General features: G+C 66.3%; 11 protein-coding genes. 3 read left to right on the top strand and 8 right to left on the bottom strand.

What is annotated here, in order from left to right:
- Positions 1 to 84: 84 nt before the first annotated feature.
- A complete protein-coding gene (locus ABEA50_RS28665; RefSeq protein ID WP_345499433.1) occupies positions 85 to 753 on the top strand; it encodes a TetR/AcrR family transcriptional regulator in 669 nt (222 codons plus the stop codon).
- Between the two features lie 78 nt (positions 754 to 831).
- Here the strand turns inward: ABEA50_RS28665 and ABEA50_RS28660 are convergent, their stop codons facing one another.
- On the bottom strand, positions 832 to 1,062 hold the full coding sequence (locus ABEA50_RS28660; RefSeq protein ID WP_345499432.1) for a hypothetical protein: 231 nt from the start codon (positions 1,060 to 1,062) through the stop codon (positions 832 to 834).
- Between the two features lie 158 nt (positions 1,063 to 1,220).
- Positions 1,221 to 2,234: a hypothetical protein gene (locus tag ABEA50_RS28655; protein ID WP_345499431.1), complete on the bottom strand. Its 1,014-nt coding sequence runs from the start codon at positions 2,232 to 2,234 to the stop codon at positions 1,221 to 1,223.
- 376 nt (positions 2,235 to 2,610) lie between these two features.
- Here ABEA50_RS28655 and ABEA50_RS28650 point away from each other — a divergent pair, with 376 nt between their 5' ends.
- Positions 2,611 to 3,546, top strand: coding sequence for an ATP-grasp domain-containing protein (locus ABEA50_RS28650; RefSeq protein WP_345499430.1), 936 nt, complete (start codon positions 2,611 to 2,613; stop codon positions 3,544 to 3,546).
- 60 nt (positions 3,547 to 3,606) lie between these two features.
- On the opposite strand, the gene ABEA50_RS28645 is transcribed toward ABEA50_RS28650, so the two are convergent.
- From ABEA50_RS28645 to ABEA50_RS28620, 6 genes are all read right to left on the bottom strand, one after another.
- Positions 3,607 to 3,936: a barstar family protein gene (locus ABEA50_RS28645; RefSeq protein ID WP_345499569.1), complete on the bottom strand. Its 330-nt coding sequence runs from the start codon at positions 3,934 to 3,936 to the stop codon at positions 3,607 to 3,609.
- Between the two features lie 523 nt (positions 3,937 to 4,459).
- Entirely contained in the window at positions 4,460 to 11,122 is a 6,663-nt protein-coding gene (locus ABEA50_RS28640) for a putative T7SS-secreted protein (RefSeq protein ID WP_345499429.1), read from the bottom strand.
- 2 nt (positions 11,123 to 11,124) lie between these two features.
- Positions 11,125 to 11,742 (bottom strand): hypothetical protein, encoded by a 618-nt coding sequence (locus ABEA50_RS28635; protein ID WP_345499428.1) that lies wholly within the window; start codon positions 11,740 to 11,742, stop codon positions 11,125 to 11,127.
- 26 nt (positions 11,743 to 11,768) lie between these two features.
- Positions 11,769 to 12,161, bottom strand: a complete 393-nt coding sequence (locus ABEA50_RS28630) for a hypothetical protein (protein ID WP_345499427.1) — start codon at positions 12,159 to 12,161, stop codon at positions 11,769 to 11,771.
- 237 nt (positions 12,162 to 12,398) lie between these two features.
- Positions 12,399 to 15,548, bottom strand: coding sequence for an isoleucine--tRNA ligase (gene ileS, locus ABEA50_RS28625; RefSeq protein WP_345499426.1), 3,150 nt, complete (start codon positions 15,546 to 15,548; stop codon positions 12,399 to 12,401).
- A gap of 418 nt (positions 15,549 to 15,966) precedes the next feature.
- The gene (locus ABEA50_RS28620; RefSeq protein WP_345499425.1) at positions 15,967 to 16,512 is read right to left on the bottom strand and encodes a histidine phosphatase family protein; all 546 of its coding nucleotides are present in this window, start codon (positions 16,510 to 16,512) and stop codon (positions 15,967 to 15,969) included.
- Between the two features lie 106 nt (positions 16,513 to 16,618).
- On the opposite strand from ABEA50_RS28620, the gene ABEA50_RS28615 reads away from it, so the two are divergent.
- Complete coding sequence (locus tag ABEA50_RS28615) at positions 16,619 to 21,208, top strand: ATP-dependent helicase (RefSeq protein ID WP_345499567.1); 4,590 nt, start codon at positions 16,619 to 16,621, stop codon at positions 21,206 to 21,208.
- Positions 21,209 to 21,218: the final 10 nt, after the last annotated feature.

Genomic DNA, 21,218 nt, shown 5'->3' with positions numbered 1-21,218 from the left:
TGCGCTCCTCCGTCTTGGGCTTACTTTGTAAGTCTATCCCGCGTAACTTACGATGTAAGTACGGATGGCAGATCGGAGGCAGAGGTGGCGCAGCAGCGGGAGACGCTCACACGGGAGCGCGTGCTCGACGCCGCACTCGACCTGATCGACACGCAAGGGTTGACCAAGGTCTCGATGCGCCGCCTCGCCGCATCGGTCGGGGTCGAGGCGATGTCGCTGTACAATCACGTGCACAACAAGCGCGATCTGTTCGACGGTGTCGCGGCAAGGGTATTCGAGCAGATCCCGCTCCCCGACCCGCAATTGCCGTGGCAACAACGCATTCGAGCCCTCTGCGCCAGCGCGCACGAGTGCTTCACCGCGCATCCCAACGTTGTCGGCGCGCTGGCAGCCGGGCAGGCCAATCCGCGATCGGCACGCGCGCTGCGATTCCTCGACGCATTACTCGCCGCATTGCTGGACGCGGGCTTGGACGAACGCACCGCGGTGCTGCACTACCGCTCACTGATGGCCATGCTGTTCGGCAGCGTCATGAACCGCAGCACCGACATCACCAGCGTCGCGGGCGAACCGGAGGAACCGGTCACCGAATGGTTCAGCCGCACCGTCACCCCCGATCAGTTACCGAGCCTGCACCGAGCCCTCCCCGCACTGCTCGATATCGAGTGCCACCCCGGCTTCGACAACGCCGTCGAGATCTTCCTCGCGGGCATCCAGAACAACCCAGGCACGAATTCGCCTACGGGACTTTGACCTACGTCGAGTCGTCGCGCGAGCGCCGGAGCGCATCACCCATCCGCCCTCGCGGCGGGGACAACGCGCGAGGCGGAATCAAGGCACTGCGGTGCGTCGAAGGATGATCAGCGGGGTGAGGTAGTGCTCGGTGACATGGCCGCCGAGATCATGCACCGCTCGGGCCGCTTCGGCTACTTCGGTAGTGCTCCAGTCGCTGAACGTGCTGAACAGGTCGTGGATTTGTCGGGTGTCCAATTCGATTGTCCATGCGAATTGTTCGACGTGGATGGTGGTGAAATGTGGCCGTCCAGGGGCAGTCGATTCCACAGTGCGTCCGGGTAGGGCGGCCTGGCGCGCTCGTAGGCGTCGGCGTGGCGATCGAAGTGCAGCGGATCGGGCACCCGCGGATTTTACTTCGCTGACCCGGCGAACCGGAGCGGCGACGGCCGTCCAGGCACTCGCCGCGACGTAGTGCACGGTCGGCACTAGTCGCTGGAGGAAGCCGAATAATTGGGCTGCTCCGTGGCTGTCGCTTCCCGCCGTGCGCGGGATCCGGGGAGATTTAGTCGGCGCGAAAGCAGATCGATGAGGTCACCGGGCAGCGAGCTCGGCGCGGACACACCCGCATGATGGTGGGTAGTGAACCAGTGCGGTGCGTGCTTGTCGGCGACGAAGCGGCGCGAACCCGGTTCGTGGACAAGGTATTCGATGATCGCGAGCAGCACGTTGGCATCGCAGCGCGCGAGATACGCGGGGATGCCGAACTCACCGTCCTTGTCGAAGAGCCGGTTATCCACCGGCGCTTCGGAATCGGTGAGCCGCGCGGTGATCATGGGCGCCGCGGGCAGGTAGAGCGACACGTACTGGGACTTGGTCTCCACACCCGAAATGTCGTCCCACGCGACGAAGCGATCGCGCGCACGCGGACCGGGGAGCGGGTTGCGGCGGACGATTCCCGAGGGATACAGCTCGTAGAAAATCCGCCAGCGCGCCACCACGACCGCGAGAACCAGAATCACGAGCAGCACCACCGACACTCCGAAGGCGAGTGCGGCCATCGGATCGTCCGCCCCCGGCAGGATCTCTTCGCCGTCCTCTGCCCGCTGCGCCCAGAAGCAGGACTGGCCGTAGACCGTGAGACCCGCCATGATCGCCACCAGCGGAACGATTTTGGTGGGTTGCAGCAACCGGACACCCTCGCCTCGATCGATGTCGAAGCACACGCGCGCGGGAAAACCGGTCAGCATCATCACCCGGGGAAAGAACTCGCTGAGCAGGTCGACGAACTTCGCCGCCACACCAACACCGGCCACGGCGATGCCGATTCCGCCCGCGGAGACAATGAGCGACTGGCCACCCCAACCGCCGAGAACGGTGATGCCCCAACCGAATGTCACCGCGGCGAAACCGCCCACCAGTACGGCCAGCACGATGGTGACCCACAGCGGGTAGCCGGTCGACCATCGATCGTGAATCGACAAACGTGTGAATCGCACCATCAGCGCGACCGGAATTCGAATGGCGAGGCAACGCCTCGGCGGGAATGGTCAGGCCTGACTTCGAGCGACATCGACCGCTGTCCCCATGATCTATCGGTGGTCATCAATGCTTCGAGGCAACCTACCACCGGACGGACTCAGCCTGTTCGCGTACCGCACCGGCTCGGCAATCGTGGTGATACGCAAGGCTCTTCGCTCGAAGACATTCCTCGCCCCCACACCGGGTACGCGACGACCAGCGCTTTTCCTCAACCTGGAACACGCACTCGGAGCACACCGCTCAGAGCAACTCGCTACCAATCCAATACCATGGTGTCGCCGCGCATTTCGTGTGTCGATGATGGTCAGGGGTTCTACCGTGAACGATGTCGTCGTTATGACCGATTTCAGCTCGAATGAAGGCAGCAGGGAGTATCTCGCACGCGCAGCACATGTGCTGACGGGCCGCCCACCAGTGCTGATCGACGCGAGGCACTTCTACGACGGGGGTGCGGGACGCATCCATTCGGACGGTGCGACACCGGTGCTCCATGTCGAAACCGAGGGCATCGACGTCGCACCCGACACGCTGGTCATCTATGAGATACCGCCGGAGGACCGACCACGATTCGCCCGGTTCCAGCAGGCGATCGAACACAGCGGCATCGCCCGCCTCGGCACCGACGCCACCGCGTGGTCGGTCGCCAGCGATAAGCACAGAATGGTCGAGGTGTTCCGCGCCGAGGGCATTCGGCAGATGGAATCCGTTGTGCTGCACTCCCCTTCCGACCTCGCGGCGCGCGAAGCGTTCGCGGGTCTCGGCGGCGACGTGTGGGCGCGACCCGCCGTGGGGCTCGGCGGTCGAGACGTCTTCCACCTCACCGACAACGAGCAACTCGCTCGCGCCGTGGCGCGCTACGCCGCCAGCGACCAGAAGTTTCTGTTCTCGCGCGACGCGCGTAATTTCGACGCGCAGGGTCGCCGCCACCAATACCGAGTAGTCGTGCTGGGCGAGCGCGTATTACGCGTCTGCGAACACATCCAACCCCACCAGGACCTCCCCTGTAACGAGGCACAGGGAGCGCAATCCCACCTGCTCGAACCGAGCGCTCTCCCCGCCACTTTGGCGGACCTCGCCATCACCGCCACAAAAGCCCTCGGCCTCCCCTTCGGCGGCGTCGACCTCGTCGCCGAGAACGGCGGGGTGGTGTTCGAGGTCAATGTTCACCCGGTGCTGACCGGCGACCTCGGCTTGGAAACCATCGCGATGCCCTTCGTTCGAGCACACCTCACGAGCTCCCCCACGGCGTTCACCCAGCAAGCGACCGCGTGACAGATCTTTTCGCATTCAGCAGCGCCCGTTGCGCATCCGGGTCCGGGTCGTCCGTTCTCCTCAACCACACCACGGGCCGCTGACCGACACCTGTGCACGCTCGAAGATCTCCTTCACCTCTGCGACGAACTCGCTGTGCTCCTGCCCAAAGGACTCGACCCCGCCCACCCACTCGAGCGTGAAAGGAGGAAGAACTCCGAAACCTCCCCTCAAGCAGTCCGCCAACCCATCGAGATCGGCACCGAAATACCCTCCGGGGCCATTGATTGCCTCACCGATGGCACAGAAAAATGCGAGAGGTTCATCCACGTTACGCGCATCTATGGCGAAATTTCCGCCTGGTTGTATATCGGGTGACGGCCCGCCATCGACAGTTGGCCGGTCTACCATCCGCGCAACCTCCAACCATGCTGCGCGGTCTACAACAGAAAGATTCACCCATTGGTTTTTCTGGTCAGGACCACCAGTTCGCCATATTTCCCACACCGGCTCGACATTCGGGTGCGGTAGCCGCCACATGCTGCCGGAGAGCACGATATCGCGGCGAACTCCGCTCGCATCATGGCCCGATTCCCCAGCCGGCAAGACTTTTGTTTCGACGTCCGCGATGAAGTATCGGCCTATCGGATTATCCGCTCGATCGAGCAACAACAGCTCGACGTTTCCCACAGAGGTATCCCGTCGCCGTGTATTCAATTCCTGCCACGCCAGGTCATCTACTGGCCTCGCGCCGATCAACCGTAATTCGATCGCGTGATCGGCGGACGAAGAACCGAAGAATCCCAAGCAATCTATTGCCCGGCATACGACGGTGTCACTGTCTTCCAAATACAAGGCATACCGCTCAGTGTGACGCTCAGGCCGACTACGGTTTTCGAAGCTCAACCTACCCCTTCCATTACCACCACGACAGTTATTTACCCAGCCGCTGCGGGATTTTACCTCCCTCGGGGTACCAGGGTCCAGGAAAGAGGAACGGAGCCCGGTAATCATGGTCCAGAACGTATCCGAAGAGCCCGTCCGGTCGCTCGAGAATCCTGTGCCTCGTTCCCGGAACGTCCCATTCGAGTGAACCGGCCCATTGGGAACGCTGTCTGGGTGAAAGCTGCCTGCCTTCATGCACAGTCTGCTGATGAGTGGCTGGATCAATCCGCGGCGTGCCATTACCCGCGTGAATCTCCTCGTACTGTTCTCTGATTTTGGGTGGAACGGGATTCTTGTCGGACAAGTGCTTGCCGTTGGTGTTGAACTCCTTGCACATGAGCCCCAGCGGATCGAGCCACGTGGTGGGATTGTGCACATAGGTATTCGGGTTCGGTGCGGGGTCAAGTCCTAGAGGATCTTGCGTGAGATAGCGGGCGGTCTCGGGGTCGTAGTACCGGTGGTGGTTGTAGTGGAGGCCGGATTCGGGATCATCGATCTGCCCGGGGAAGCGCAGGGGTGTACTGGCCGTTCCGCGCCACACCGTGCGTCCCCATAAATCGCTCTCCGCCACTCCGGTTGTGTCGCCGGTGGTCGCGTCGATCAGCTCGGTCGGGGTGCCGACCAGGTCGGTGATGATCGCGAAGAACTCGCGGTCGACCGCGTCTCGGGCGGTGGTTTGGGTGAGAGGGGTGTGCGAGCCGGGCTGGTATTGCCAGCGGGTGGTGGATTCCGCGCTCGTCTGCTCGATGAGATGGCTTCCGTCCCACAGGTAGTCGACGTGCTCGAGGACGGCACCGTCGGTGCCGAGGCGTTGCTTGGTGGTGCGGCGACCGAGGGCGTCGTAGGTGTAGCGCCACCACTGACGGTCGGGGGTCCACACGTCGGTGAGCTGGTCGAAGCCGTTGTAGCGGTAGTGCCATACCTCGGGTTTGCGCGACAGGCGGGTGGTGGTCTTGCGGATGAGGCGGCCGCAGCGGTCGTAGTGGTAGCGGGTTCTGCCGTCGCGGATGAGGAGATTGTCGCGGTACTCGCGGTGCCCATCGCCGGAATCGGCCTGTGCCGCCGCGCGTTCAGCGCGACCGCTGGTGACGTTGGCGAGCTGATCGTAGGTGTAGTGCTCGACGGGCGTGCCGTTCTCGGCGATCGTGGTGACGCGACCGGCGGGGTCGAGATCGAAATCGCGGCGCGCCGGCGCGGTCGCCGATCGGTCGACGGTCTGCGCGGTGAGGTAACCGTCGTGCCGGTAGGCGAATTCGTCGCGGCGCAGCCGGCGAGGTTCAGGACGGGTGGCGGGCCCGAGATCGAGCGACAAGGCCGCGGCGGGAAAGGCCGTCACCTCCTGGTGGGCGACCCGACCAGCCTCGGTGAGTTCACGGGTGACAGCGACTTCGCCGACACGCCAACCGATCAGCCGCCCGAGCCGGTCGTGTTCGAAGCTGACATCGTGGCCGTCGGCGCCGATCCGGTCGGGGCGGCCGAGGATGTCGTGATGCCAGGTGGTGACGTTGCCGCTCGCGGCGGTGCGCCTGCTGCGGTGTCCGCGCCGGTCGTAGTCGAACTCCAGCGCCAGGGCACCGTCACGCTGCACGCTGGCGAGCGAACCGGTTGCGGTGTATGCGAATTCGAGGGCGTGGGTGACATCGGCACCCACCCCGTTGACCGCGGTACGGGTGCGACCGCCGCGATCGTAGGTATAGCGAATCCACTCGTCGGCATCGGTGCTGATCTCGGTGAGCCGACCGAGGATGTCGTAGTGATGGTGTCGCACGGTGCCCGCCGCCGAGGCGACGGTGGCGATCCGGCCGCCCCGGTCGTGGGTATAGCGCGTGGTGGCCCCGGTGTAGTCGGTTTCGGCGCTCGCACTGCCTGCCGCGTCGTATTCGTAGACCCAGTTCTGCCCGATCGGGTTGTGGACGGTCGTGACGCGACGCTCGGTGTCCCAGGAGAATCGGGTGACGGCGCCGTCGGTGCTTGTCCGCTCGTGCAGGAGATCGAAAGCGCCATAGGTGAATTCGGTCCTACCACCCGCACGGTCGAGGTGCGTGCGTACGTTGCCTTCGCCGTCGTAGGTCCACGAGTCGGTGCGGCCGTCGGGGTCGCGGCGGCGCAACAGGTGACCGGTTGGCGTCCACTCGTACCGCGTCACCGCCCCTAGCGGATCGGTGACCTCGACCGCGCGGCCCATGGCGTCGCGACGAATGCGGGTGACGGCGCCGTCGGGCGCCGTGACCTCGACGGGCAGGCCCGCGCCGTTGACACGGACAGCCGTGCGGGTTCCGTTCGCCTCGACCGTGGCGAGCGCGCCGTTGAAGTGATAGGTGTACTCGGTGCGCGTCCCGGCCGGATCGACGGTGGCGGCCAGATCACCCTCCTCGGACCACTCCAGGCGTGACACCGCACCGTCGGGCGCGGTGATCGTCGACGGACGATTGCGCCACAGATATTCGATCTCGGTCGAACTACCGTCCGGGTGTGCGACTTTCGTCGCGTCGCCGACACTGTTGTAGGTGTAGCTGGTCCGCGCGCCGTCCGAGGCGACGATGGTCAACGGCTTGCGGTCGGCGTTGTAATCGATGTGCGTGGGCCGACCCGTGGGGTCGCGCAGGTCCCGCAGTTGTAGCTCCCGATCGAATCCGTGCGTGGTGCTCGCACCGAGCGAGTCGGTGACGGTGGTGAGACGTCCCGCGCCCTCTGGCAATTCGCGGTAGTCGTAGTCGCAGTTCAGGATTCCCGCCGTGCCGCGCTGGTGCACCACACGGCCGAACTCGTCGTAAGTGTTGACCATCCGGTTGCCGTTGCTGTCGAGCCAGGAGGTCATCCGGTGTTCGTCGTCGTAGGTATAGCGGGTGACAGCTGCGCCGCCGTCGGCGACCGAGACCAATTCTCCTTCGGCATAACCGAATTCACGCAGCGCGGTGGCGAACTCCCCCAGCTCGGGTTCGTCGGTGACGAGCGCGAGCCCGGTGATACGTCCGGCCTGGCTGTCGACGCGCACCCGGTATCCGCCCGAATGTGACACCTCGACGGGCACGCCGTCATGGTCGTAGTGGAAACGCACGCGGTTGTGGTGGCGATCGGTGATCGCCGAGAGCGCGAAATTACCGAGCCTGGCCTCGATCCCGTCGAGGCCGAGTTCGGGTGCGAAATGCCAGATCAGCTCCCTGCGCTGATCCAGAACGCGGTACCCACCCGCCTCGGTGCGGGTCAACGACCAGTGCTGACCCCGGGTGAGCGGAGCGACCGGCACCCCCGCCTCGGCGTGCGGGTAGGCCAGCATGATCCCGTCCTCGCCGACGAAGGTGACGCCGTCGACTTCGACGATGACGCGCACGTCCACAGTCGCCGACCAGGACGGGCCGAACCATCGCCCGAAGCGATAGTTCGAATGGTGCGAGCGATGCAGGGCCAACGCCAGCACACCCGGCAGCTCGATATCCGTTTCGGGCAGCAGGAATTCGCCGGTGCTGATGTCCACCGGGTCGGTGGAGCAGGTCTTCTGCTCCGGCGTGCGGTCGGACTCCGCCCCCGATTCGCGCGCGTGCTCGTGCGCACCGGCGTCGGCGTCGGCGCGGTCGTGCGCGGTCGGTTGGTCTTGGTCGGGATCATGGTCGCGCGGGTGCTGATCAGAATCGTGTGGCCGATGATCCTGATCGCGATCGCCGGGCGTGTCCGAATCATGCGGTAGGCGTCCACCGTTGGAGTCGCGCCCCGATTCGCGGTCGTGTCGGCCGTGTTCGGTGGGATTGTCGACGTCGCGATGCGGATCGTGCGGACGGTAATCAGGACGATTCCCTCGATCGTGCGCGTCGCGATCGCCGCGTCCGTTCGAGTCGTGGTCCTGCTCGCGCGTGCGGTCGCGTCCGCCGTCACGATCGGCGGGGTTATCCGGGTCGCGATGCGGATCGTGCGGACGGTGCTCGCGGCCGTCCGGGCGGTCGGTGTGCCTGTCCGAATCGTGCGGGCGATGATCCTGCCGTTGCTCGCCGTCGCGTGAATCGCGCCCGTTCGAGTCGTGGTCCGGTTCGCGCGTATGGTCGCGTCCGCCGCGATCAGTGGAATTGTCCGCGTCCCGATGCGAGTCGTGCTGTCGACCGTTGTCGCGGGGCTCGTAGTCATCGGGCCTGGTCGAACGGTCGTGGGGGCTCGAGTTCTCCGAATCATGGTGCGGCGTGCGCGATCCGGGATCGTGGTGGCCCTGCCCGTTTTCGGGGGTGTGGGGTGTCTGTGACGAGTTGTGGTCCGAATCATGGCGATTCGATGACGGTGCCTCCGGGTGCTGGCGGGCGTCCGGTGCGTGGTGCGAATTCGCTCCCGGCGCGCTTCTGGCCGGGGTCTGCGGAGTCATGCGCGGTATCGCACGGGAATCCGGGTGGGCGCGTGCCGCGCTGGCGAGGTCGGGATGCGCGCGCGTCGTCGGTGCCGGACCGGCATCCTGGCGCGGGCCCGGAGTCTTCACCTCGGCATTGGCCGTCGGACTCGTGGGCGATCCCGCGTGCGGACCCGCATTCGAGTAGACGCCCGGCGCGGCACCGGGATCGGTGCGTGTGGTGGTGGAATCGGGCCCGTGCTGGCTCGGTCCTTCGTGGTTCGTATGCCCGGTCGGATTACCGTCATCCGGTCGAACCGGCGGTGTCTGGTCGGGATCCGGCTTTCCCTCATCGGGATAACGATCAGTTGGGGTGTGTTCGGGTTCGGGGTGGTGGGGTGCGGGAGCGTCGCGATCGGTGCGCTGACCGTGTTCGGAACCGGCGGGATCGGACGGGTTCTCGTGGTCGGTGCGCGAACCCTGCTCGGAGCCGGGGTGGTCGGAGCGGTTGGCGTTGTGCTCGGCGTTCGAGTGGGAATCCTGATGTGGTGCGGTGTGTTCCGGCCTCGCTTGTGGGGCATCCTGGGCACCGTCGGTGTGCGTGTTCGGATGTGTCGCCGGGTTCCGCGGCGAGTCAGCATGCGACACAGGATGTTCCGGGCTCGCGTGTGGGTTCTGTGGCGCATCGGGGTGCGACACGGGACGTTCGGGACTCGAATGCGCACTCGGTTCGGGGTTCGAGTGCGACACCGGAGGGCGCTCCGGGTTCCCGCGCGCGGGATCCGGGTCCGCGTGCGAGGGCGACGGACGATCGGGATCGGCGTGCGACGCAGGCGAATGGTCGGGGTCGGCGTGCGACACCGGAGGGCGCTCCGGGTCCGCATGCGGAGTCGGCGCGGGATCGGGATCCACATGCCGGACCGGTCCCTGGTTGTTTTCGTGGTAAGGCCCACCGGCGTCGTCGTGGTCGGTTTTGGTGTGGTGCTCCGGTGTCCCGTGCGAACCAGATTGTTCATGCGGGAGGCTGCCGGGATCACCCTCGTCGTGGCGCTGCGCCGGACCGTCGGGGTGCGAACCGGCGTCGATCGGGTCCGGGTCGTGTGCATGGCCGGGATCGGTATGCGCAGAACCCGCACCGGGTTCCGGAGCGTGTGGCGTCGGAGCATCGGGGTGCGACGGGTGGATTTCCGGGACCCTGGGCGCGCCCCCGACCCGCTCCAGCCCGTGTGCCGCCTTCGAGCCCACCTTCGCGAGATCTTTGAGTTTCTTCGCCGCGGACACTGCGGTACCGCCGCCGCCGGTAGCCAGGCCCAGCAACGCGTCACCGGTCAACGCCCCGGCGAAGTTGAAGGGATTGTCCCGCGCCTCGGAGAGGAACGTAGACACGGCGGCACCGGGATCCGCCGCCGCGACAACCAATCCCGTGCCAAGATCGGATAATCCGGACGCGTACTCGGCGGGGTGGGTGATGTTGTAGATGTCGAGCGGGTTCACCTGCCTGACGAACTGCACTATGCCGGTGAGACTGGTGAGCAGACCCGAGGTGAAGTTCAACAACCCGTGATCGAACACGCCCTTCAGATCGGTGATGTTGTCGAGCATCCGCTCGGAAAACGGGGGCTCCTCCGGCGCTTTCGCGGTCGCGGCGGCGATAGCGCTCACCGCGATCGAGGCGCCGTTGTCGCGCTGGGTGCGGGCGCCGCGGAGAATGTCGCGCGCCTCCTGCTGCAGCCCACTCCAGGTATCGACCAGTGTGGTCTGCGCCTGCTGCTCGCCGGTCAGCGAATTCCACCAGGTCTTCTGCCTGACCTCCTCGTCGCGGGCGGCCTTCCATTTCGCGATGGCGTCGGCCGCCTTCTTCTGCGCGGTGTCGACCTCGTTGTGCCAGGCGTCCATCGCCTTCGCGGCACCCTCCATGGCGTCGGCACCGTCGAACCACAACCTCGGCTGCTTGTCATAGGCTCGGTCGAAGGCTTCGGCACCGTCGCCGACCCACTCGCCCGCATCGATCTTCGCCAGTGCGTCGCCGGTCGACTCGAGTGCGGCCGACATCCTGCCCAACGTGTCCACCCGGGAACCGATATCGGCGGGATCGCCGAGAATCAGCTCCTTGGGATCTTCGGATTCGCCGAGTTCGCGCTCCTCGACATCGCCGCCGGTGGCCGAGGCGACCTCGTCGCCGAAATCGTCGAGTGCCTCGCTGACGCCGTCGAGACCGATGGCCTCCGCACCGTCGGACAGCACGTCCAAGCCGTCATCGATGATTTCCCCCGCGCCCTCGACGACGTTCTCTACGCCGTCTTCGATCGCGTCACCGACACCGTTGAGGAAGTCGCCGAGACCCATGGCTACTGTCCCCCTCGCTCCTTCATGATCTCGGCCGCACGCTCCGCGGCACCGGTGTCGTAGCCGGGAGTCTCACCCATGGCAAGACCGCCGAGCGGGCTCACGTTCGCCAACGCCTGCGGGCCGACCTCCTTGACCACCTCGAGGTTCGTCTGCATCTTCTGCCCGGCCTTTTCGAAGGACTCCTGGCTGTAATCCGCGTTGCGAATGTGGTTGAAAGCGTTGTCGGAGAAGGTGTCGCCCCACGACCGCTTGGTGATCTCGTCCTCGCTCAGGTGCGGGTTGCCCGCGAGGTGCGTCCACATCTGCTTGAAGGTCCCCTCGGCCAGATTCTCCATCTCGTCATAACGACCCGCCGCGAGACCGAGCACCTGCGCGATCGTGTTACCGCTCTGCACCAGGTCGCGCACACCCCACGACCACCGTTCGGTGAACTCCTCGAACGACTTCTGCACGGTGTGCTTGCCCACTTCCAGCGTGGACATCGTCAGCAACGAGAACCCGCGACCCATATTGCCGGTCTCGCTGATGCCGAGGGTCGACAGTTCACCGATCGTCGCCTCGATACCGTCCGCGGCCTGCTTCAGCACCGCGGGGTCGACCTTGACCTGCTCGGCCATATCCCCTCCCCGATTCCTGCACTCGTTCAGTCGATGTCGGACACGTCCGGTGGGAATGCCATCGGCGCGGAACTCACCGCGTCGATCGAAATACCCGTCGGCTCCGCACGTGACTGCGCGTACGCCACCAGCTGCGACCCGAGCAGCGAGTGGTAGCGGTACTCGCGGTCGGCTTGGATGCCGCCCGCCAGAAGATAGCCACGTGCGGTCATGTACTTGGCGTACTCCTCGATGCCGGTGAAGGCACACAACCAATCGATGCCGCCCACGTTGGACAACGAGACCCGGTCGTCGTCGGTGAGTGGCACCAACAGCGGCGCCTCGTGGAACGCGGTACGGAGTGCGTCAGGCTGACCGAAACCGGCATAGAACGCCGCGATTTCTTCGCGCAGCGTTCGCCTTTCGTCAACCTGGGCCATCCCCGTCGGCTCCCTTGATCTGAAGTGGTCCGCACCGATGACATTTACTGTACGCATACCCACCGAAGGAAAAGAAGTGTCCTCGGATCAGCTCTCGCGCACAGCAAATCGACCTGTGGTGAAAAATGCCAGCTCAGCGCCACCCATGGTGTTGCTCAGCAACATTGGGTGTCTGAGATGACCGAGTAATTGGGGGCACGGACCGCGCTGACGCCACCGTGTCAGCGCGGCGTGGTGTCACACTTTCGCGACGCGCACCGTGATCTCGGCGCCCTCGCCGACCGTTCCCTCGAAACCCTCTGTGACGGAGTCGACGAGCGTCGTCGACGTAGCGAGGGTCTCCTCGGCGATGAACCCCTCGTGCTTGCGCACGGTCGCAAGCACGTCGTCGGCGGCGGCGACGGTCAGCGCGATCCGATCCGACACCTCGAAACCCGCGTCCCGCCGGGCGTTCTGGACCACTCGCACCACATCGCGAGCCACACCCTCCCGCGCCAATTCCGGCGTGATCGCGATATCGAGCGCGATGGTGACACCACGCTGCGATTCGACAACCCACCCGCTGCGCGGCAACTCCGAGACGATCACCTCGTCCGGTTCGAGCGTGATCGTGGTGTCCTCGAACGCGATCGAACTGGTGCCGGTGTCGCGCAGTTGCTCGACCAACCGCACCGGATCGGCCGCGTGCACGGCGTTCGCGACCGACTGGGTCTGCTTGCCGAAACGCTTACCCAGCGCACGGAAATTCGCCTTCACACTCACATCGAGCACCGCCGCCGCCGACTGCAACCGATCGAGACTCTTGACATTGAGTTCCTCGGCGACATCCGCGAGCAGATCGTCGGGCAGCTCGACGCCCGGCGGCAAACCGACGTAGGCCGTGGCAAGTGGTTGGCGCACCCGGATCTTGCTGGTCTTGCGTGCGGCCCGCCCCGCCTCCGCGAGCGCCTGCGCAGTACGCACATGCACGCCGAGCGCCGCATCGATCACCGCGACGTCGGCGACCGGCCACCGCGCGAGGTGCACCGACTCCGGCGCGTCCTGATTGCCGGGACGCACCACCGAGCGCCAGATCTCCTCGGTGATGAACGGGACGAACGGGGCGAGCAGCCGGGTGCAGACATCGAGGCACTCGAACAACGTCGACAAGGCGTCCTGCTCACCGGACCAGAACCGCTGCCTGGACCGGCGCACATACCAATTCGACAGGGTGTCGATGAATTCCGACAACAGCCTGCCCGCGCCGGCGGTGTCGTAGGACTCGAGCCGCGCGTCCACCTCGCCGGTGAGGACGTGCAGCTCGCTGAGGATCCAGCGGTCGAGCACCTGCCGCCGCGCGACCGGGTTCGCGGCGTGCGGATCCCACGCGGAATTGCTCGCGTACAGGGCGAAGAACGACGCGGTGCTCCAGTAGGTCATCAGCAGCCGACGGGTGATCTCGTCCAACGGGCCGGGCCCGACCCTGCGCGCCGACCACGGCGACCCCGAACAAGCCATGAACCACCGCAGCGCGTCGGCGCCGTGTTCTTCCATCAGCGGGATCGGCGCGAGCACATTGCCGAGATGCTTGCTCATCTTGCGGCCGTCCTCGGCCAAAATGTGCCCGAGGCACACCACGTTCTCGTACGACGAGCGGTCGAACACCAAGGTGCCCACCGCCATCAGGGTGTAGAACCAGCCGCGCGTCTGATCGATCGCCTCGCAGATGTACTGCGCGGGATAGTCGCGTTCGAATTTCTCGACACTGCCCGGCACGTGCGGATACCCCAGGGAGGCGAACGGCATCGACCCCGAGTCGTACCAGGCGTCGATCACCTCGGGCACCCGCGACGCCTGCGCACCGCACTCCGGGCAGGCGAAGACCACCGCGTCGATGTAGGGCCGGTGCGGATCGATGTCGGCGACCTCGGCACCGGCGTGGCGGGCCAGTTCCGCGCGCGAACCGACGGCGGTGACATGCCCGTTGTCGCAGCGCCACAACGGAAGTGGCGTGCCCCAATACCGGCTACGCGACAGCGCCCAGTCGATATTGTTGTCGAGCCAATTGCCGAACCGCCCGTGCTTCACGGTCTCCGGGAACCAGTTCGTCCGCTCGTTCTCGCGGCGTAACTGCGCACCCACCGCCGTGGTCCTGATGTACCAGGACGGCTGCGCGTAATACATCAGGCGCGTGTGGCAGCGCCAGCAGTGTGGGTAACTGTGCTCGAAATCCGTGCGGCGGAACAACAATCCGCGCTGCTCGAGGTCCGCGATCAGGACGGGGTCGGCGTCCTTGAAGAAGGTGCCGCCGATCAGCGGGGTCTCGGCGAAGAAGGTGCCGTCGGCGGCGATCGGATTGATCACGGGAAGACCGTTGGCACGGCACACGATCAGGTCGTCGGCGCCGAAAGCCGGTGACTGGTGGACAAGCCCGGTGCCGTCGGCGGTGGTGACGTAATCGGCGGTGACCACGATGTGCGCGTTCGGGATGTCCACCAGAGCGAAGGGGGCACGGTAGCGCAGGCCGGTGAGTTCGTCGCCACGCACCGTGGCCAGCCGCTCGACATCCTCGCCGAGTACGTCGGCAAGCAGCGGTTCGGCGACGAGGAAGGTGCCCTTCTCGGTGCGCGCGACGACATAGGTGATCGACGGATTCACCGCGACCGCGGTATTCGCTGGCAGCGTCCACGGTGTCGTCGTCCAGATCAGCAGCTCGACGTTCTCGATGCCCGCGAGCGGTTCGATCAGCGGCAACCGCAAATACACCGAGGCGTCGGTCACGGTCTCATAGCCCTGTGCCAGTTCATGATCCGACAGCGTGGTGCCGCAGCGCGGGCAATACGGCGCCACCCGGAAATCCTCGGTGAGCAGTCCGCCGTCGAAGATCTGTCGCAGCGACCACCACACGCTGTCGATGTATTCCGGCGACATGGTGGTGTACGGGTGTTCGAGGTCGATCCAGTACCCCATGCGCTCGGTGAGCTGCTCGAACTCGCCGACGTGGCGCATCACCGACGCCCGGCAACGCGCGTTGAACTCGGCGATACCGAACTCTTCGATCTGCGGCTTGCCGTTCAGACCGAGCTCTTTTTCCACCGCCAACTCGACCGGAAGACCGTGGCAGTCCCAGCCCGCCTGCCGCGCGACCGAGTGGCCCTTCATGGTCTTGAAACGCGGGAACACGTCCTTGAAGACGCGGGCCTCGATGTGGTGCACACCCGGCGAACCGTTGGCGGTCGGCGGCCCCTCGAAGAATCCCCACCTAGGACCGCCCGCGGTCTGTTCGAGACTGCGCGCGAAGATCTCCCGCTCGTTCCACCACTGGATGATCTTCGACTCGTTGGCCGGGAGATCGATGCGTGCGGGCAGGGCGTCGAACGGTGACACGGGACGATCGCTGCTGGCCATGGTGCTCCTCCGATGTCGCACAGGTTGGGTGAGGTGAACCTGTGCGGGGACGAAGCAACCCAGGTGATCTGAGAGCCCGCGGTACCACCCCGCTTGCGCACCGTGGCGCGCCGCTCGTTGTACCGCGATGACGTGCGGCCGACGTCCGGTTCTACTGAGCACACTCGGCAAGGCGGTGCTGTTGTTCCGGAGGCTCCCCGGTGATGGCCGGATCAGCGCCGATGCGTCGAACAATAGCCCGAGCGGGTGCGCGCGCACCAATCAGTCGACCGTGGCCGCGATGAGGCCACGGTCAGCCCGCTCGGGGCCCTCAGGACCGGGTCGCGGAATTCGCCGCGCGCGCCCCGCCGCAGCCGATGGCCAGACCGCGCCGCCGCGACTCGTTGTTGTTACCCATGGTTTCGCACACTAATGCCGATCAGGCGGTGAAGTGCAGGGTCCACTGGCCACGAAAATGCAACCGGGTGACGCTGCCCGGCGGGATATCGATGCGCCAGAACGACTTCGGCGGGGCGTCCAGGGTGATCAGCATCGCCGAACGCACCACGGCGGGGTGGGTGACCGCGATGGTGGACGCGTCTTGCTCGACCACCTGCGCCATCCACAGCCTGGTGCGTTCGATCACGTCGACCACCGATTCGCCGCCGTGGCCGCGGAAGGTCGGATCGGTCAGCCAGGCGTGCAGCTCGTCCTCCGGCAGCGAGACCAGTTCGCCGCCGCGCCATGCCCCCGCATCGAGGTCGCGCAGGCGCATATCCTCCTGCGCGGTCAAACCCAGTGCCACCGCGGTCTCGACGGTGCGCCGTTCGGGGCCGGCAAATACCCGCTCGGCGCGCAACGGTGTCGACTCGGCGAGCAGGTCGAGTCCCGACTCGGTCAGCGGCTCGTCGACCGGAAACCGCGCCTTGCGCATCGCCTCGGTCAGTCCGTGGCTGACCAGGTCGAGTCTGAGCACCTTCCGCACGCACCGAAGCGTACGACGCCGCCGCACGCTTCGGTAGCTCGTTCTTCGCCCAAGGCGAACGGCGCGCACACGCCGCCGTGTCGGTGGGCGGGTGCAGACTGATCTCATGGCCCAGTTCTCCCCCGCGACCCAGGAGTGGTTCGACGGCGCCTTCCCCGCGCCGACACCCGCTCAGCTCGGTGCGTGGCAGGCCATCGCGGCACGGGAACACACCCTGGTCATCGCGCCCACCGGCTCGGGTAAGACGCTCTCGGCCTTCCTGTGGGCGATCGATCAGCTCTCGACACGGGAAACCGTCGAGCGGTCGGGCACGTCGGTGCTGTATGTGTCACCGCTGAAGGCACTCGCGGTGGATGTGGAGCGCAATCTGCGTGCGCCGCTGGTCGGCGTCACCCAAACGGCCAAACGCCTGGGGTTGCCCGCGCCCGAGATCAGTGTCGGCGTGCGTTCGGGCGACACCAGCCCGGCGGCGCGACGCTCGATGCAGCGCACACCCCCCGACATCCTCATCACCACCCCCGAGTCGTTGTTCCTCATGCTCACCTCGGCGGCACGCGAAACCCTGCGCACCGTGCACACGGTGATCGTCGACGAGGTGCACGCGATCGCGGGTTCCAAACGCGGAGCGCACCTGGCGTTGTCGCTGGCCAGGCTCGATCAGCTGACCGAACGTCCCGCGCAACGCATCGGGTTGTCGGCCACGGTGCGTCCGCCGGCGGAAGTCGGCCGGTTTCTGGTGGGCAAGGCCCCGATCACCATCGTGTCGCCGCCCGCACCGAAGACCTTCGACCTGTCGGTGCGGGTGCCGGTCGCCGACATGACCGAACCGGGCGACTCCGATCAACCCGGCTCGATCTGGCCGCACGTCGACGAGGCCATCGTCGATCTCGTCCTCGACCATCGCTCCTCGATCGTGTTCGCGAACTCACGCCGACTGGCCGAACGACTCACCGCCCGACTCAACGAGGCCTACGCCGTGCGGCTGGAACAGCCGGTGCCCACCGAGCACAAACCGCCCGCTCAACTCGGACCGTCCACCGAGGTCGTGCACGGCGCCGACGCGTTGTTGGCCAGGGCACACCACGGCTCGGTGAGCAAGGAGCAGCGCGCACTCATCGAGGACGATCTGAAGAGCGGGCGGCTGCGCTGCGTCGTCGCGACCAGCAGTCTCGAACTCGGCATCGACATGGGCGCGGTGGACCTGGTCGTGCAGGTGGAGGCCCCGCCCTCGGTGGCGAGTGGCCTGCAGCGGATCGGCCGCGCGGGCCACCAGGTCGGCGAGATCTCGCGCGGCGTGCTGTTTCCCAAACACCGCACCGACGTCATCGGCTGCGCGGTCGCTGCGCAGCGGATGGCCACCGGGCAGATCGAGGCGATCCAGATCCCGGCGCACCCGCTGGACATCCTGGCGCAGCAGACCGTCGCGGCGTGTGCGCTGGAACCGGTCGACGTCGACACCTGGTTCGACACCGTCCGCGGCACCGGCAGCTACCTCACGCTGCCGCGCTCGGCCTACGAATCGGTACTGGACCTGCTCGCCGGCCGCTACCCCTCCGACGAGTTCGCCGAACTACGGCCACGCCTGGTGTGGGACCGCGACGCGGGCACCCTCACCGGTCGCCCCGGCGCACAACGGCTCGCCGTCACCTCGGGTGGTGCGATTCCCGATCGCGGCATGTTCGCGGTGTACATGGTGGGCGAAAAGGCTTCTCGGGTAGGCGAACTCGACGAGGAAATGGTGTACGAATCGCGGGTCGGTGACGTCTTCGCGCTGGGTGCGACGAGTTGGCGTATCGAGGAGATCACCTTCGACCGCGTCCTGGTGACACCCGCCTTCGGCCAACCTGGACGGCTACCGTTCTGGCACGGCGACGGTCTCGGTCGACCCGCCGAACTCGGTGCCGCACTGGGCGAATTCGTGCGCAAAGCGGGCCAGCACGGCAAGAATCTGGAGAAACTCACCGCCGCCGCAGGACTCGACGGTTTCGCCACCGCCAATCTCGGTGCGCTGCTCGACGATCAACGCACGGCAACCGGCCACCTGCCCACCGACAAGACACTGGTGGTCGAGCGATTCCGCGACGAACTCGGCGACTGGCGACTCGTCCTGCACTCGCCCTATGGCCTACCCGCGCACGCGCCGTGGGCGCTCGCGGTCGGAGCCAGACTGCGCGAACGCTTCGGGGTGGATGCCGCGCCCACCGCCTCCGACGACGGCATCGTCGTGCGGCTGCCCGACACCACCGACGACCCACCGGGTGCGGAACTGTTCGTCTTCGAGACCGACGAGATCGACGAGATTGTCACCGAACAAGTCGGCGGCTCAGCGCTTTTCGCGTCCCGATTTCGCGAATGCGCGGCGCGCGCGCTGCTCCTGCCCCGGCGCGACCCCGGCCGCAGGGCGCCGCTGTGGCAGCAACGGCAACGCTCCGCACAACTGCTTGATGTGGCGCGCAAGTTCCCGGACTTCCCGATCCTGTTGGAAACCGTGCGCGAGTGTTTGCGCGACGTCTACGATCTGCCCGCGTTACGGGAGCTGCTCGGCAAGGTGGCTCGGCGGCAGTTGCGGCTGGTCGAGGTGGAGACCGCGACACCGTCACCGTTCGCCAGCGCCATGCTGTTCAGCTATGTCGGCCAGTTCATGTACGACGGTGACAGTCCGTTGGCCGAGCGCAGGGCGGCGGCACTCTCGCTCGACTCGGGACTATTGGCCGAGCTGCTCGGTCGAGTGGAGCTCCGCGAACTGCTCGACACCGAGATCATCGAGCAGATCGAAGCGGAGTTGCAGCGGCGCGTCGAGGAACGCCGTGCTCGCGACGCCGAAGGGCTGGCCGACCTGCTGCGACTACTCGGGCCACTGACCGAGGCCGAAGCCGAACAACGTTGTCTGGCGGACCCGAGGCCATGGTTCGCCGAATTGCTGAAAGCACGCCGCGCGCTGGAGGTTTCGTTCGCCGGACGCAGCTGGTGGGTAGCGGTCGAGGACGCCGCCCGGCTGCGCGACGCGCTCGGGGTGCCGTTACCGATCGGCACGCCCGCGGCATTCATCGAACCCGTTGCCGACCCACTCGGTGATCTGATCGGCCGCTTCGCCCGCACGCACGGCCCGTTCGACACCGCCGCCGTCGCCGCGCGATTCGGGCTCGGCAGCGCGGTGGCCGCGACGGCGCTGCATCAACTCGTCGCGGAAAAACGGGTGGTGGAAGGGGAATTCACGCCCTCGGCGAGCGGGTCGGAATGGTGTGACGTTCAGGTGCTGCGTCGCCTGCGCCGCCGATCCCTCGCCGCGGCACGCCACGAGGTCGAGCCGGTACCCACCGCCGCGTTGGGCCGATTCCTTCCGGCATGGCAACACGTCGACACCGGCGAACTACGCGGGGTCGACGGCGTAGCGGCGGTTGTGGAACAGCTCGCTGGCGTGGCGATTCCGGCGTCGGCCTGGGAATCGCTCGTGCTGCCGCAACGAGTGCGCGATTACTCCCCCGCCATGCTGGACGAACTCATGGCGGGCGGCGAGGTCATCTGGTCGGGCCACGGCGCGATCACCGCGCGCGACGGGTGGGTCGCACTGCACTTGGCCGATCAGGCGCCGTTCACCCTGACACCGCCCGACGATATCGATCTCTCGGAAACCCATCTGCGCCTGCTGAACATCTTCGGTGCGAGCCTGGCCACCTGGCCGCCACCGAACACCGACGACCTCGAACCGGTGCCGTTGGACGCCCCCGACAACCCTGCGTTACCGAACTTTCCTGCGGCGGCGCACGGCGGCGGCGCGTACTTCTTCCGACAGCTCTCGGACGCGACAGGCTTGTTCGACGACGCGATCGTGACCCGCTCCCTCTGGGAATTGGTGTGGGCGGGCATGGTTTCCGGCGACACCTTCACCCCGGTCCGCGCATTGCTCGCCGGCACAGCGCGCACCACCACCGCACACCGCTCCCCGCGCCGATCCCCCCGAGGACGCGCCTACCTGCCCCGCCCGAGCCTGCCGAGCCGCACCAGTCCCCCTTCGGTCGCGGGCCGCTGGTCACTGCTGCCGGAACGCGTGTCCGACAACACCGTTCGCGCACACGCCACCGCCGACATGTTGCTGGAGCGCTACGGCGTACTGACCAGGGGCGCTGTGCAGAGCGAAGGTGTGCCCGGCGGATTCGCCCTGATGTACCGAGTGCTCACCGAGTTCGAGGACCGAGGGCGGTGCCGCCGAGGCTATTTCATCGATTCGCTGGGCGGCGCCCAGTTCTCCACCACCGACGTGGTCGACCGACTACGCACCTTCGATACCGAGCGCACTCGCCCCTCGGGCGCGACACCGCAACCGAAGGTCTGCGCACTAGCCGCCTGCGATCCCGCCAATCCTTATGGCGCCGCACTGAATTGGCCGAAGAGCTCGGGCGAAGGCGGCCACCGACCGGGGCGCAAGGCTGGTGCGATCGTCGTACTCATCGAGGGCGAACTGGCGCTGTACCTGGAACGTGGCGGTAAAACCCTGCTCACCTTCACCGAAGAGGTGGCGGCCAGGCAACAGGCTTCGACCGCCCTGGCGGAGTTGGTGCGAAACCGTCGTGTCGACGGGCTGGTCATCGATCGCGTGGACGGAGAAACTGTGCACGGCAACCCCTTTGCCCATTTCCTCACCGAGGCGGGTTTCGCCTCGACCCCACGCGGACTGCGACTACGGAGTCGCCCGTGAGTTTCATCCA

This window comes from Nocardia callitridis, from assembly GCF_039543305.1.
GTDB classification, from domain to species: Bacteria; Actinomycetota; Actinomycetes; order Mycobacteriales; family Mycobacteriaceae; genus Nocardia; species Nocardia callitridis.
Note: the sequence above shows the minus strand (reverse complement) of the source record. Positions and strands in the feature narration are given on the sequence as shown.